Here is a 14944-nt window from a genome sequence, read left to right as displayed (position 1 = left end):
GCGCCATTATGCCGATTATGCATACCCCAGCAAGCATCAGCATTAGCCGCAAATCTGCTACAGGCCTAGCATTGCAAGCATTCCGGCACTTGCCGGGCCTCTACAGAGATTATCTCTATCATGTCCTCCGCTGCATCACTGCGCACTGAAAAAGACCTGCTCGGCGTTCTCGAAGTCCCGGCTGAAGCCTACTACGGCATTCAAACCCTGCGCGCTGTGCACAACTTCCGCCTCTCCGGCGTGCCGTTGTCGCACTACCCCAAGCTGGTCGTGGCCCTGGCCATGGTCAAGCAGGCCGCCGCCGATGCCAACCACCAGTTGGGGCATCTGAACACAGCCAAGCATGCGGCAATCAGTGAAGCGTGTGCCCGCTTGGTGCGCGGCGATTTCCACGATCAGTTCGTGGTCGACATGATTCAGGGTGGCGCCGGTACGTCCACCAACATGAATGCCAACGAGGTGATCGCCAACATCGCCCTGGAAGTCATGGGCCATCAGAAAGGCGAATACCAGTACCTGCACCCCAACAACGACGTGAACATGGCGCAGTCGACCAACGACGCCTACCCGACGGCCATTCGCCTGGGTCTGCTGCTGGGCCATGACGCCCTGCTGGCCAGCCTCGACAGCCTCATCCAGGCATTCGCCGCCAAGGGCGTGGAATTCGCCCACGTGCTGAAGATGGGTCGGACCCAGCTGCAGGACGCCGTGCCGATGACTCTGGGCCAGGAATTCAAGGCCTTCGCCACCACGTTGACCGAAGACCTCAACCGCCTGCGCAGCCTGGCTCCGGAACTGCTGACCGAAGTCAATCTGGGTGGCACCGCCATCGGCACCGGCATCAACGCCGACCCGGGCTATCAGGCCCTGGCCGTGTCGCGCCTGGCCACCATCAGCGGCCAGCCGCTGGTGCCCGCCGCCGACCTGATCGAAGCAACCTCCGACATGGGTGCCTTCGTGCTGTTCTCCGGCATGCTCAAGCGCACTGCGGTCAAGCTGTCGAAGATCTGCAACGACCTGCGCCTGCTGTCCAGCGGCCCGCGTACCGGCATCAACGAGATCAACCTGCCGGCGCGCCAGCCGGGCAGCTCGATCATGCCGGGCAAGGTCAATCCAGTGATTCCCGAAGCGGTCAACATGTGCGCCTTCGAGATCATGGGCAACGACCTGGCCCTGACCATCGCCGCCGAGGGCGGGCAGTTGCAGCTCAACGTCATGGAACCGCTGATCGCCTACAAGATCTTCGACTCCATCCGCCTGCTGCAGCGCGCCATGGACATGCTGCGTGAACACTGCATCGTCGGCATCACCGCCAACGAACAGCGCTGCCGCGAGCTGGTGGAGCACTCCATCGGCCTGGTCACCGCGCTGAACCCCTACATTGGCTATGAAAACGCCACCCGTATCGCTCGCATCGCCCTGCAGACAGGTCGCGGCGTGCTGGAGTTGGTACGTGAGGAAGGCCTGCTCGACGACGCCATGCTGGCCGACATCCTGCGCCCGGAAAACATGATCGCGCCGCGCCTCGTGCCCCTCAAGGCCTGAGCCGGCCGTACGCTCACCAGGTCGAGGGACTAGACACCTCTCACCTTTTGAGGGCTCCGAGAGCAATTTCGGAGCCCTTTTTTTGTGCCGCTGTAACGCCCTGGGTCAAACATCCCACAAGATGAATATGCCCAGTCCTATGCACCAAAAAGCTGCGCGGCCTTACACCTATGGGTATAGTGCCGCCCTTTTGAACTTGACGAGGTAACCCCCATGCTTGAAGTCATCAACGACTTCCTCTCGGGAAAAGTCCTGATCGTGCTTATCGTCGGCCTCGGTGGCTATTTCACCGTGCGCTCGCGCTTCGTCCAACTGCGCCACTTCCTGCACATGTTCAGTGTGTTCCGCGACAGCCTGCGCAACAGTTCAGACCAGCTCAGCTCGTTTCAGGCACTGATGCTCAGCCTGGCCGGGCGAGTCGGCGCCGGTAACATCGCAGGCGTCGGCATTGCCGTGACCCTGGGTGGCCCGGGCGCGGTGTTCTGGATGTGGGTCACCGCCCTGGTGGGCATGGCCAGCAGCTTCTTCGAATGTACCCTGGCGCAGGCCTACAAGCGCTGCGACCCCGACGGCCAATACCGCGGCGGTCCTTCGTTCTACATTCAGCACGGCCTGGGCAAGCGCTGGCTGGGCATGGTCATGGCGGTGCTGTTGCTGCTGACCTTCGGCTTTGCCTTCAACGGCCTGCAATCGCATGCGGTCACCAGTTCGCTGAACGATGCCTTCGGCCTGTCCACCACCTGGACCGGCGTAGGCCTGGCCGCGTTGCTGGGCCTGGTGTTCTTCGGTGGTATCAAGCGAATCGCGGCGGTCGCCGACCTGCTGGTGCCGGTCAAGACTCTGGCCTACATCGCCGTCAGCCTCTATGTGATCGTGCTGCAATTCGACCAGGTTCCGGAAATGCTGGCCACCATCGTGCGCAGTGCGTTCGGCCTGGACCCGGTATTCGGCGGCCTGCTCGGCAGCGCCATCGTCATGGGCGTGAAGCGCGGTGTGTTCGCCAACGAAGCGGGCCTGGGCAGTGCGCCCAACGTGGCCGCCGTGGCGCAGGTCGAACACCCGGTTGCACAGGGCGTGGTGCAGGCGTTCAGCGTCTTCCTCGACACCTTCGTGATCTGTACCTGTACCGCACTGGTGATCCTGCTGTCGGGCTTCTACACGCCGGGCTTCGAGGGCGATGGCATTGCCCTGACGCAGAACTCGCTGGCCAACGTGGTGGGTGAATGGGGCCGGGTGTTCATCAGTGTCGCCTTGTCGCTGTTCGTGTTCACCTCGATCCTCTACAACTATTATCTGGGCGAGAACAGCCTGCGCTTCCTCATCGGCGACAACCGCAAGGCGGTGCTGGTGTACCGCGCGATCGTGCTGTTGCTGATCTTCTGGGGCGCCATCGAAAACCTGGAAACGGTGTTTGCCTTCGCCGACATCACCATGACCCTGCTGGCCTTCGTCAACCTGATCGCTTTGGCCATGCTGTTCAAGACCGGCCTGCGCCTGCTGCGCGACTATGATGCGCAGCGCAGTGCCGGGATCAAGGTACCGGTGTTCGATTCGCGGCAGTTCGCCGACCTCGACCTGGATCTGAAGGCCTGGCCGGTACCAAATCCGTCGGCAGCCGATGAAAAGGCCCAGGCACCCCTGCCCGTCCAGCGTTAAGGAGCCTTCTGCATGAGCATCGCATCCCCTGCCCGTCATGTGCGGGTGCTGTACACCGGCGGCACCATCGGCATGCAGGCCAGTGCCAATGGCCTGGCTCCGGCTTCGGGCTTCGAGGCGCGCATGCGCGAACAACTCGATGCCCAGCCTGAACGGGTGGTGCCGCACTTCAGCTTCGAGGAGCTGCTGCCGCTGATCGACAGCGCCAACATGACGCCGGCCTACTGGCAGCGTCTGCGCGAAGCCGTGGTTCGAGCGGTGGATGAGCAGGGTTGCGATGCCGTACTGATCCTGCATGGCACCGACACGCTGGCGTACAGCGCGGCGGCCATGAGCTTCCAGTTGCTGGGGCTCCAGGCACCGGTGCTGTTCACCGGTTCCATGCTGCCTGCCGAGGTGCCCGGCAGCGATGCCTGGGAAAACGTCAACGGCGCCCTGGCAGATCTCGCCCGGGGCCTGGAGCCGGGTGTGCACCTGCATTTCCACGGTGCGTTGCTGCCGCCGACCCGCTGCGCCAAGGTGCGCAGCTCGGGGCGCAATCCGTTTGCCGCATTGCGGCGCACGGGTGGCGCCGCCCGGGTCGCACCGATGCCGGCGGCGCTGGATTATCGCCAGCCACGTCAGCCTGCCAGCATCGGTGTATTGCCGCTGTACCCCGGCCTCGGTGTGCCGCTGTTGCAGGCGGTCGTGGACAGCGGGGTGCAGGCCTTGCTGCTCGAATGCTACGGCAGCGGCACCGGGCCGTCCGACAACGCGCCGTTCCTCGACGCGCTGCGGGCAGCTCAGGCGCGGGGCATCGTGGTCGTGGCGCTGACGCAATGCCAGGAAGGCGGCGTCGAACTGGATGTGTATGAAGCCGGTAGCCGCCTGCGCGATGCAGGCGTGCTCTCCGGCGGCGGCATGACCCGCGAGACGGCATTGGGCAAGCTGCACGCATTGCTGGGTGCAGGCTTGCCGGTGGAAGAAGTCCGCCGCCTGGTAGAACTCGACCTGTGCGGCGAACTGGCCTGATCGAAACCGCGGCGCGCCCTTCGCGCTGCTCCAAGGGTTGCGCACATCCGTAGGAGCGGTCAGCGGCCGCGAAACAGACGCTGCGGTGCATCAGACAGACTGCGGCGCGCCCTTCGCGGCCACGGACCGCTCCTACGAAGCTTGCATGATCCCGTAGGAGCGGTCATCGGCCGCGAAACAGGCGCTGCGGTGTATCAGGCAGACTACGGCGCGCCTTTCGCGGCCACGGACCGCTCCTACGAAGCTTGCACGATCCCGTAGGAGCGGTCAGCGGCCGCGAAGCAGGCGCCGCGGTGTCACTGTCACTCAGCAGCCGGTCAGGCGTTCCACGCGCGCTTCGTTGGGAAAGAACAACGGACGCAGGCGAACGCCAACGCTGTTGCCGATGAAGGCGGCGACCAGCCACAGCCAGCCATGCAGGCTGCCAGAGGCAATGCCGCTGAAATACGCACCGATGTTGCAGCCATAAGCCAGGCGCGACCCATAGCCCAGTAACAACCCGCCAATCACGGCCGCGATCAGTGACCGGCGCGGGATCTTCAAGCTGGGCGCGAAATGCCCGGCCAACCCCGCCGCCAGCAGTGCACCCAGCACGATACCGATGTCCATGACGCTGGTGATGTCCTCCCACACCGGCGCAGCCAGCGCCTTGGCGTTGGATGCGGTTTGCCAGAACGCCCAACTGCCCACGTCCACGCCCAACCCACTGGCCACTTTCGCCCCCCACAGGGCGAACGCCGACGTGATGCCCCAAGGCCGACCGGCCAGCGCCAGCGTGGCGAAGTTCAGCAGCGCCAGCGCGACTGCTCCCCACACCAGGGGCCACGGCCCGCGCAGGAACCTGTTCGAACCAGGTGTCGCCCGCACGTCGGGTGTTTCCAGCGCACCATGCCGACGCCGTTCCAGGCCCACGGTCACCCACGCGATCAGCGCGAACACGCCCAGGCTCAGCAACAGCGCCGGCACCACGCCCAGGCTCTTGACGATCGAGAGCGCCGGCAACGATGGCAAGGCAAACCACCAGTCCACATGGTGGGTCGCGATCAGTGAGCCACAGATGAAGAACAGCAGGGTCACCAGCATGCGTGCGTTGCCACCACCGACGGTGAACAGCGTCCCCGACGCGCAACCGCCACCCAACTGCATGCCGATGCCGAAAATGAAGGCACCGAACACCACCGACAAACCGGCGGGCGCGACCAGCCCCACCACCGGCTGGCCGAACAGGCTGCCTGCACCCAGAACCGGAAAGAACAGCAGCACCGCCAGCGCCAGCATGACCATCTGCGCCCGCAGCCCTGCGCCTCGGCGATCACGGATGAACACCCGCCAGGCAGACGTGAAGCCGAACGCTGCGTGATAAAGCGTCAGACCCAGGGCCGCACCGACCGCCCACAACAGCACCTGGCGCGAACCCACCGCAGCGGCGAGAAACACCCCGCCGAGCACCAGCAGAGAGATCGCCACCAGCGGCGCACCCAGTGCACGCCGTGGGGCAACAGAAAAAGTCGAACTCATGGCAGCATCCGAATAGAGAGACAAGACAGCGCAGCAGTATAAAACCTAAAGCCAGGTGTTGATGCGTCTCTGCGACCAGAGCGACTTCAGGCCGCAGGTGATCGGTGCCAGGCACCCGCAGGATTTTGTGAACAACCTTCTTGCAACGTTCCCTCGACGCGCCGGTCAGAAACTGTCCAACCGAGGCTGAGCTAGCCATTTCACTGTATGTAATACCAGACGCTAAGCGCGATCTGTGGATAAACCTGTGTATAACCTTGGGTATAACCCTGTGGATACTTGTGTGGATAATCTTCCGAGTGCTGTTGGATGCACTCGCTCGCACAAGATGCCAAGATGACCGTCACGACCCACCGGAGCACCACCATGTCCGACCTCGCCATTCGTCCTGTTACCGCAGCCGACCATCTTGCCTGGCTGAACCTCTGGCGGGCCTACCAGCTTTTCTACCAGACCGAGATCCCCGAAGCCGTGACCCAGGTCACCTGGCAACGCATGCTCGACGACGCCGAACCCATGCACGCGGCGCTTGCCTGGCGCGACGGCGTGGCCATCGGCATGGTTCACTACATCTATCACCGCTCGTGCTGGACCATTGAAAACTCCTGCTACCTGCAGGATCTGCTGGTGGATGCTTCGGTACGCGGTGGGGGCGTGGGTCGCCGGTTGATCGAGTTCGTCTACGCAACCGCCAAGACCGCCGGTTGCGCCAAGGTCCACTGGCTCACCCATGAAACCAATAGCACCGCCATCGGGCTGTACCGCAATATCGCCGAGCAGCCCGGTTTCATCCAATTTCGCAAGCCACTCTAGGAGCTGCCATGCCCACATCCGCCTCCGCATCCGACTGGAAGCCCGTCAAGGCACCCGTGGCGACCACCATGAACGGTCGCTTCATCCGCCTGGAGAAACTCGATCCCAAGCGCCATGGTGAAGACCTCTGGGAAGCCCTGCAGGGGCCGCAGTCCGACGCGCAGCTGTGGGACTACCTGCCCTACGGCCCCTTCAACGACCTGGAGCTGTTCTATATCTGGCTCGACGGCTATGCCATCAGCAACGATCCGCTGGGCTTCTGCGTGGTCGACCAGCACACCGGCAAAGCCGAAGGCATCCTCAGTCTGATGTCCATCGTGCCGGCGCACGGACGCCTGGAAGTGGGCCACGTGGCCTTTGCCGCCTCCATGCAGCGCACGCCCAAGGGCACCGAGGCGATCTACCTGGCGCTCAAGCTGGCATTCGGTCAGGGCTATCGCCGGGTCGAATGGAAGTGCGACAACGCCAACAAACGTTCGCGCCGCGCCGCCGAACGCGTCGGTTTCAGCCTCGAAGGTGTGTTCCGCCAGCACATGGTGGTCAAGGGTCGCAACCGTGACACGGCGTACTTTTCCATCACCCACAGCGAGTGGCCGGCAATCGAGGCAGCGTTCGAGGGCTGGCTGGCGGTAGACAACCAGCCTTCTTCCGGCCAGCGCAAACCCTTGGAACAGTTTCGCGTCGGCGTTTAAATAATTCTGTAAAGACCAGGGGCTATACAGGACGACCTCACTGCAATCAGGTCGTCCGCTCATGCCGTACTCTCCGCACCGCCTCGCCCTTGCCATCGCTCTGCTCGCCCCGGGCACGCCGATGTCGGCGGCCTTCGCCAAAGACCTGCAGATCGATACCGCCATTCAGGCGACGCAAAGCCTGAGCGATACCGATCGCCTGACGGTGAGCAAGGCTGGGAGCATCACGGCCAGTGCCGAGGCGATCAAGCTCAAGGGTTCGGCAGCGGGTACTGGCGTGGTTGTGGATAACTCGGGCCGGCTGATCTCCACTGCCGATCGAGCCATCGACAGCTCCAGTAGCGGCGCAGTGCGCAACTACACCCTGATCAATCGCGCGGGTGCGCTGATTCAAGGCTCGTCCGATGCCTTTCGCATCAAGGACGATTTCAGCCGTGGCGCCATCGTCATCGACAACAGTGGCACGCTGCGCTCGCTGAACAAGCGCGCTATCGATCTGGAAGCCCTGGAAAGCGCTGGCATCGCCACCACCCTCGACAACCGCGCCGGCGGGTTGATCCGCAGCGAAAAGAACGACGCGATGAAAACCGGCATCAATGCCACGATTATCAACCACGGCGAGATATCCACAGGCGACACCTTCAGCCTCGACGACAAGTACGACGGTATCGACGTGGCGGCGGCCACTGGCGTGTCCGTGTACAACCATGGCTTGATCAGCGGCGGCCGCCACGGCCTGACCACGGACGAAGGTGCGCTGCTGTACAACGAAGGCACGCTGATCGGCCGCAATGGCTCGGGCTACGGTTCGGACGGCAACGGCACGGTCATCAACCACGGCCTGATCTCCGGCGATGTGTCCGGCCTGCAGGCCGTGGGTGACGGCGACGGTGTGGACATCGACTACATCGGCCATATCGAGAACTACGGCACCATTCGCGGCACCGGTGCATCCGGTGCCAAGCCAGGCGATCCCCTCAATGCCAGCGAAGGCATCGCCATGGGCGGCGGTTATATTTTCAATGCGGCAGGCGCCACCATCAGCGGCGCCGACAATGCCATCCTGATCGACGATGGCAGCAATGGCTCGGCCCATGGCGCCACCTATCTGGAGAACCATGGCAGCATCAGCGGGCTCAACGGCTTCGGCGTGCAGCTCAATGGCGCCTTCGCCGACACCGTCATAAACGCCGGCTCCATTGGCGGCAGCAATGGACAGGCCCTGCAAATGGGCGCAGGCGATGACCGTTTGACCGTACTTAGCGGTGGTCGCTTCAACGGTGTGGTCGACGGCGGCAGCGGCCGCGATCGTGTGATCCTGGAGGGCAACGCCGGCGGCAGTTTCGGCAACAGCCGCCACTTCGAAACCCTGGAAGTGCAGAGCGGCACCTGGACCCTCACCAGCATCGGCGACTTCAGCGCCGACAGTCGCATTGCCAACGGCGCCACGCTGATCAACCAGGGCAGTATTGCCGGCAACCTCAGCGTTGACCCGGGCGGCGTCTACGCCGGCGGTGGCGCAGTGGGCAACCTGCTCGTCAACGGCACCTTGTCGAGCAACAGCCAACTGGGCACTGCCTTGGTCAACGGCGACCTGACACTGGCACGCGGCGCAACCCTGGCGTATGGGGTGAACGCCGATGGCAGCAGTGCGCCGCTGCAGGTCGCAGGCGCGGCCAATCTCGACGGCGCCACCCTGGCCGTTGTCCCGAGCAGTGGCGAATACCCCTGGCAAAGCCGCTACACCGTGCTGCAGGCGGGCAGCGTGAACGGTCGCTTCGGTACGGTGACGAGCGACTACGCCTTTCTGACCCCGACCCTGAGCTACGGCGCGACCGCGGTCGACCTCGACTACACCCGCAACGACATCGCCTTCGCCGACTTCGCCAGCACCACCAATGGCGGCAATGCCGCCCGCAGCCTGGCTGCCGCAAGCAGCGGCACCTTGTACAACGCCCTGCTCGGCACCAGTACCGCCAGCGCAGGGGCGGCCATCGAGCAACTGGCTGGCAGCAGCAACGCCAACCTGGCTGCCGCAACCCTGGCCGGTACCACCCAGGTCGGCAGCAGCATGCTCTCGGCCATGCGCCAGATGGGCAGCGGCAGCGGCCTGCTGGTGGGCCTGGGCGCACAAGACACGCCGGTGCTGGCCGCCAGCGGCATACCCGACCAGGCCCGCAACCTCAACGACCCCAACGCACAGGGCCGTGTCTGGGTCCAGGCACTGGGCAGCTACGGCAAGCTCGATGGCGAACACGGCAGCGATGGCCTCGAACAACGGACTTCGGGCGCCCTGCTGGGCACCGACTGGGCACTGACCCCGGACTGGCGCGTGGGCCTGCTGGGTGGTTATTCGCGTACCGACCTGGACGCATCCGGCGTGGACGGCAAAATCGACAGCTGGCACGCAGGCATCTACGCCCTGCGCCAGAACGGTCCGCTGGCCCTGCGCCTGGGTGCGGCCTACAGCCAGCATGATGGCAACAGCAAGCGCAGTGTCGACTTCGCCGGCTTCAGTGACCGTTTGCGCGGCGACTACGACGCCGACAGCCAGCAAGCCTTCGCCGAACTGGGATACGACCTGGGCAGCGGCCGGCTCAGCGCCGAACCCTTCGCCAACCTGGGCTACCAGCGCTACAGCCGCGACGGCTACCGCGAAAAAGGCGGAGCCGCCGCCCTCGCCGTGGACGCCCAGACACAGGACAACTTCACCAGCACCTTCGGCGTGCGCCTGGCTCACTTGAGCCAATTGGACAACGGCATGAGCCTGACCCCGCGTGGCAGCCTGGGCTGGCGTCATGCCTATGGAGACGTCGACAACAGCACCCGGCAGGCGTTTGCCAGTGGTGGCAATGCGTTCAGTGTCGAAGGCAGCGCCCTAGACCGCGACAGCCTGATGGTCGAAGCCGGTCTGGACCTGGGTGTCAGTGCGCGGCAGAGCGTCGGCATCGGTTACACCGGCGAGCTGGGTAGCAACAGTCGCAACCATGCTGTGGTCGGCCAGTGGCAGATGCGCTTCTGATCAGTCTCGCGGCTGCCGGGTGGACAAAAAAAGGGGGCCACCCGGCCCCCAGAGGAAAACTTTGAAACCTGAGATCAGCCCTCGATCTCGATCAGTATCTCGCCGGGGTTCACGCGGTCGCCCTTGGCCACGTGGATTGCCGCGACCTTGCCTGCCACACCGGCCTGGACCTCGGTTTCCATCTTCATCGCCTCGGTGATCAACAGCGCCTGGCCGGCCTTGACCGAGTCACCCAGCTTGACCAGCACATCGACGATATTGCCGGGCATGGCGGTGCTGACATGGCCGGGTTCGCTGGCCTGCTTGCGTTTGCCGATACCGCTGCCGACGAACTCGTTCAACGGCTCGAACACCACCTCTTCAGGCATGCCGTCGATGGACAGGTAGAAGTGCCGCTTGCCTTCGGCCTTGACCCCGACACCGGTGATGTCGACTCGATAGCTCTCGCCGTGCACATCAATGACGAATTCGGTCGGTACCCCTTCACCGCTGCGCGCAACCTGCGCTCCGGCCTCGGGGATCGGCAGCAACACCTCGGGCACCAGCGTGCCGGCGGCACGCTCTTCGAGGAACTTGCGCCCGATGTCAGGGAACATCGCAAACGTCAGTACATCCTCCTCCGACTGGGCCAGCTCGCCGATGTCCTTGCGCAGCTTGTCCATCTCCGGCTTGAGCAGGTCGGCGGGACGTACGTCGATGACCTCCTCGCTGCCGATCGCCTGGCGCCGCAGTTGTTCGTTGACCTTGCCCGGCGCCTGGCCATAGCCGCCTTGCAGGTACAACTTCACTTCGTTGGTGATGGTCTTGTAGCGCTCGCCGGCCAACACGTTGAAGAATGCCTGGGTACCGACGATCTGCGAGGTGGGCGTGACCAGTGGCGGGAAGCCGAGGTCTTCGCGCACCTTGGGGATCTCGGCCAGCACCTCGTTCATGCGGTTCAGCGCGCCCTGCTCCTTGAGCTGGTTGGCCAGGTTGGAAATCATCCCGCCCGGCACCTGGTTGACCTGCACGCGGGTATCGACCGCGGTGAATTCGCTTTCGAACTGGTGGTATTTCTTGCGCACGGCGTAGAAATACAGGCCGATTTCCTGCAGCAGTTCCAGGCTCAGGCCGGTATCGAATTCGCTGCCCTTGAGCGCCGCGACCATCGACTCGGTGCCCGGATGGCTGGTGCCCCAGGCGAAGCTCGAGATGGCGGTGTCGATGTGATCGGCGCCATTTTCCACGGCCTTGAGCTGGCACATCGCGGCCAGGCCTGCCGTGTCGTGGCTGTGGATGAACACCGGCAGCGACTGCTCGGCCTTCAACGCCCTGACCAGTTCGCCGGTCGCATAAGGCGTCAGCAAGCCGGCCATGTCCTTGATCGCCACCGAGTCGCAGCCCATGGCTTCCATCTGTTTGGCCTGGGCCACGAACGCGGCCACGGTATGCACCGGGCTGGTGGTATAGGCGATGGTGCCCTGGGCGTGTTTGCCGGCTGCCTTCACGGCCTCGATGGCCACGCGCAGGTTCCGCACGTCGTTCATGGCATCGAAGATGCGAAACACGTCGATACCGTTGTCGGCCGCCTTGGCCACGAAGGCCCGCACCACGTCATCGCTGTAATGCCGGTAGCCGAGCAGGTTCTGCCCGCGCAGGAGCATCTGCAGACGCGTGTTCGGCAGCGCCTCGCGCAGCTTGCGCAGGCGTTCCCACGGGTCTTCCTTGAGGAAGCGCACGCAGGCATCGAAGGTGGCGCCGCCCCATACTTCCAGCGACCAGTAGCCCACCCGGTCGAGCTTGTCGCAGATAGGCAGCATGTCTTCGGTGCGCATGCGCGTTGCCAGCAAGGACTGGTGGGCGTCGCGCAGGATGGTGTCGGTAACGAATATTCGCTTGGAAACAGGCGTATTGGACATTGTTGTGTTCCTCACAGGCCGGCGTGGGCGGCGATGGCGGCGGCGATGGCCAGGGCCAGCTCTTCGGGTTTGCGCTTGATCGAGTACTGGGTCAGCTCGGGGTGGCTGTCGACGAAACTGGTGTTGAACTGGCCACTGCGAAACTCGGGGTTGCGCAGGATTTCCTGGTAGTACGCCGCGGTGGTCTTGATGCCTTGCAGGCGCATGTCATCCAGCGCACGCAGGCCACGGTCCATGGCCTCTTCCCAGGTGAGCGCCCAGACCACCAGCTTCAGGCACATGGAGTCGTAGAACGGCGGAATGGTGTAGCCGGTATAGATCGCCGTGTCGGTGCGTACGCCCGGCCCACCAGGCGCGTAGTAGCGGGTGATCTTGCCGAAGCTGGGCAGGAAATTGTTCTTCGGATCCTCGGCATTGATGCGGAACTGCAGGGCAAAGCCGCGGTGCACTATGTCTTCCTGCTTTACCGAAAGGGCCAGCCCCGAGGCGATGCGGATCTGCTCACGGACGATGTCGATGCCGGTGATTTCCTCGGTGATGGTGTGTTCGACCTGCACCCGGGTGTTCATCTCCATGAAATACACCTCGCCTTCGGCGAGCAGGAATTCCACGGTGCCGGCGTTCTCGTAACCCACCGCCTTGGCCGCACGCACCGACAGGTCGCCGATGTAGGCGCGCTGCTCGGGGGTCAGTTGCGGGCTGGGCGCGATCTCGATGAGCTTCTGGTTGCGCCGCTGGATCGAACAGTCGCGCTCGAACAGGTGCACCACATTGCCGAAGCTGTCACCCAGGATCTGCGCCTCGATGTGCTTGGGATTGACGATGCATTTTTCCAGGAACACTTCGGCCGAACCGAAAGCCTTGGTCGCTTCGGAAATCACCCGCGGGAACGCCTGCTCCAGCTCCTCGCGGCTGTTGCAGCGACGAATGCCGCGCCCGCCGCCACCGGAAGTGGCCTTGAGCATGACCGGATAGCCGATGCGTTCGCCCTCCTCCAGCGCTTCGCGGATGTCGGCCACGTTGCCCTCGGTGCCGGGCGTGACCGGCACGCCCGCCTTGATCATGCTACGCCGGGCTTCGGTCTTGTCACCCATGCGGCGGATGACTTCGGCAGACGGGCCGATGAACTTCACCCCTCGCTCGGCGCAGATATCCGCCAGCTCGGCGTTCTCGGATAGGAAGCCATAGCCTGGATGCAGGGCATCACAGCCGGTCTCCACCGCCAGGTTCACCAGCTTGCGTGGGTTCAGGTAACCGGCCAGGGGCTCGGCACCGATGCTGTGGGCTTCGTCGGCGCGCTTGACGTGCAGCGCATGACGATCGGCTTCGGAGTAGATCGCGACCGAACGAATGCCCATTTCGGCGCAGGCTCGTACGATACGTACGGCAATCTCACCTCGGTTGGCGATCAGGATCTTTTTTATCACTTGGAATTTCCTCGACCGATGAATCCATTCGGGTCGGTGCGTGGCCGACCCTTTGGGTAACCAGTTGTTTCCTGGTCGCCCCTGCAAGCTAGCGCGGCATGAGGATTAATAAAAATAAATCTTTGTTAGGTTACATATTAGTAAAAGCTTATATTTGAGGAACTGCCCAGCGCACATCGGATTGAGAAATGCGTAAGTCATTGATGCGACTGACGTTGCGTCAGCTGCAAGTGTTCAACGAAGTGTGCGACCTGCGCTCCTACAGCCGCGCGGCAGAGGAAATGTCGCTGACTCAACCGGCAGTCAGCTTGCAGATTCGTCAGCTGGAAGAGCTGGTGGGCCAGCCTTTATTCGACTATGTGGGCAAGAAGCTCTACCTGACCGAGGCAGCGCAAGCGCTGCAGGCCGCCAGCCGGGATATCTTCGGCCGCCTGGAAAACCTCGACATGCAGCTGTCCGACCTGCAGGGCTCGCTGCAGGGGCAACTCAAGCTGGCGGTCGAATCCAGTGCCAAATATTTCACGCCACACCTGTTCGCCGCCTTCCGCACGCTGCATCCGGAAGTCAACCTGCAGCTCACGGTGGTCAACCGTGCGCAGGTCATTCGCCGTTTGAGTGACAACCGCGACGACGTGACCATCATGTCGATGGTGCCGCAGGACATGGGGCTGGACTTCATGCCCTTCCTCAACAACCCGATCGTGGCGGTGGCTCCGCCCGAGCACCCGCTGTGCCAGCAGGAACGGGTGAACCTGCAGGACCTGCAAGCCTATACGTTGCTGGTACGCGAACAGGGTTCGGGCACACGACGAGCGTGCGAGGAATATTTCAAGGAGAAGCGCGTGCATTTTGCGCAGACGCTGGAAGTGTCTTCCGCCGAGGCTCAGCGCGAATGCGTGATTGCGGGGCTGGGGCTGGCACTGCTGACACGCCACGCCGTCGCCAGGGAGTTATCCACAGGCACGTTGTGCGAATTGCGTGTGGAAGAGTTGCCGTTGCAGCGCAGTTGGTGCGTGGTGCAGGCCAAGGCACGGCGTCAGTCGCCAGTGGCATTGGCCTTCGCCGCATTCATCCGCGCCGAACGTGCGCAGATCACGGCGCTGGTCGAGCGCTTTGCCGGGAACCCGCCGATGCCGCCTGCCAATAATTGAGCTCGGCATCGTCGCCGATTTCCTGGAGCAAGCGACGCTGCTCGGAATAGCTCTCGATCGCGCGGCGAAACTCCATGCGGCGCTGATCCTCCTGCTGACGTTTGGTACGGGTAGCGCTGTTGCCCTGCGGTTGCGAGCCATCGAAGTAACGAGCCATTGCGTGTCTCCCAGTTCGAGTTCGGGAGTACAGGGTGGCGTGGCTATGTGAAGG

At 63.5% G+C, this 14944-nt stretch carries 11 protein-coding genes; 7 read left to right on the top strand and 4 right to left on the bottom strand.

Annotated features, from left to right (window positions below):
- The first annotated feature begins 120 nt into the window (after nucleotides 1–120).
- From IFU31_RS11985 to IFU31_RS11975, 3 genes are all read left to right on the top strand, one after another.
- Complete coding sequence (locus IFU31_RS11985) at nucleotides 121–1545, top strand: aspartate ammonia-lyase (protein WP_122479996.1); 1425 nt, start codon at nucleotides 121–123, stop codon at nucleotides 1543–1545.
- Nucleotides 1546–1758: 213 nt separating this feature from the next.
- A complete protein-coding gene (locus IFU31_RS11980; RefSeq protein WP_122479997.1) occupies nucleotides 1759–3201 on the top strand; it encodes an alanine/glycine:cation symporter family protein in 1443 nt (480 codons plus the stop codon).
- Nucleotides 3202–3213: 12 nt separating this feature from the next.
- Complete coding sequence (locus IFU31_RS11975; protein ID WP_192103068.1) at nucleotides 3214–4212, top strand: asparaginase; 999 nt, start codon at nucleotides 3214–3216, stop codon at nucleotides 4210–4212.
- A 306-nt stretch (nucleotides 4213–4518) separates the two neighbouring features.
- Here IFU31_RS11975 and IFU31_RS11970 read toward each other — a convergent pair whose 3' ends face one another.
- Complete coding sequence (locus IFU31_RS11970) at nucleotides 4519–5730, bottom strand: YeeE/YedE family protein (protein ID WP_192103066.1); 1212 nt, start codon at nucleotides 5728–5730, stop codon at nucleotides 4519–4521.
- Between the two features lie 366 nt (nucleotides 5731–6096).
- Here IFU31_RS11970 and IFU31_RS11965 point away from each other — a divergent pair, with 366 nt between their 5' ends.
- From IFU31_RS11965 to IFU31_RS11955, 3 genes are all read left to right on the top strand, one after another.
- Complete coding sequence (locus IFU31_RS11965) at nucleotides 6097–6543, top strand: GNAT family N-acetyltransferase (RefSeq protein ID WP_185794647.1); 447 nt, start codon at nucleotides 6097–6099, stop codon at nucleotides 6541–6543.
- A gap of 8 nt (nucleotides 6544–6551) precedes the next feature.
- Nucleotides 6552–7235 (top strand): GNAT family N-acetyltransferase, encoded by a 684-nt coding sequence (locus tag IFU31_RS11960; protein WP_122480001.1) that lies wholly within the window; start codon nucleotides 6552–6554, stop codon nucleotides 7233–7235.
- 61 nt (nucleotides 7236–7296) lie between these two features.
- Nucleotides 7297–10257, top strand: coding sequence for an autotransporter family protein (locus tag IFU31_RS11955; protein ID WP_192103064.1), 2961 nt, complete (start codon nucleotides 7297–7299; stop codon nucleotides 10255–10257).
- Nucleotides 10258–10331: 74 nt separating this feature from the next.
- Here the strand turns inward: IFU31_RS11955 and oadA are convergent, their stop codons facing one another.
- Together oadA and IFU31_RS11945 are read right to left on the bottom strand one after the other, a co-directional pair.
- Entirely contained in the window at nucleotides 10332–12155 is a 1824-nt protein-coding gene (oadA, locus tag IFU31_RS11950; RefSeq protein WP_122480003.1) for a sodium-extruding oxaloacetate decarboxylase subunit alpha, read from the bottom strand.
- An 11-nt stretch (nucleotides 12156–12166) separates the two neighbouring features.
- Entirely contained in the window at nucleotides 12167–13582 is a 1416-nt protein-coding gene (locus tag IFU31_RS11945; protein WP_122480004.1) for an acetyl-CoA carboxylase biotin carboxylase subunit, read from the bottom strand.
- A gap of 188 nt (nucleotides 13583–13770) precedes the next feature.
- On the opposite strand from IFU31_RS11945, the gene IFU31_RS11940 reads away from it, so the two are divergent.
- On the top strand, nucleotides 13771–14733 hold the full coding sequence (locus tag IFU31_RS11940) for a LysR family transcriptional regulator (protein ID WP_192103063.1): 963 nt from the start codon (nucleotides 13771–13773) through the stop codon (nucleotides 14731–14733).
- On the opposite strand, the gene IFU31_RS11935 is transcribed toward IFU31_RS11940, so the two are convergent.
- Nucleotides 14675–14890, bottom strand: a complete 216-nt coding sequence (locus tag IFU31_RS11935; protein ID WP_122716067.1) for a PA3496 family putative envelope integrity protein — start codon at nucleotides 14888–14890, stop codon at nucleotides 14675–14677. The two genes, IFU31_RS11940 and IFU31_RS11935, sit on opposite strands and share 59 nt — an antisense overlap.
- Between the last annotated feature and the right edge of the window lie 54 nt (nucleotides 14891–14944).

Source organism: Pseudomonas sp. CFBP 13602, assembly GCF_014842725.1.
Taxonomy (GTDB): domain Bacteria; phylum Pseudomonadota; class Gammaproteobacteria; order Pseudomonadales; family Pseudomonadaceae; genus Aquipseudomonas; species Aquipseudomonas baltica.
Note: the sequence above shows the minus strand (reverse complement) of the source record. Positions and strands in the feature narration are given on the sequence as shown.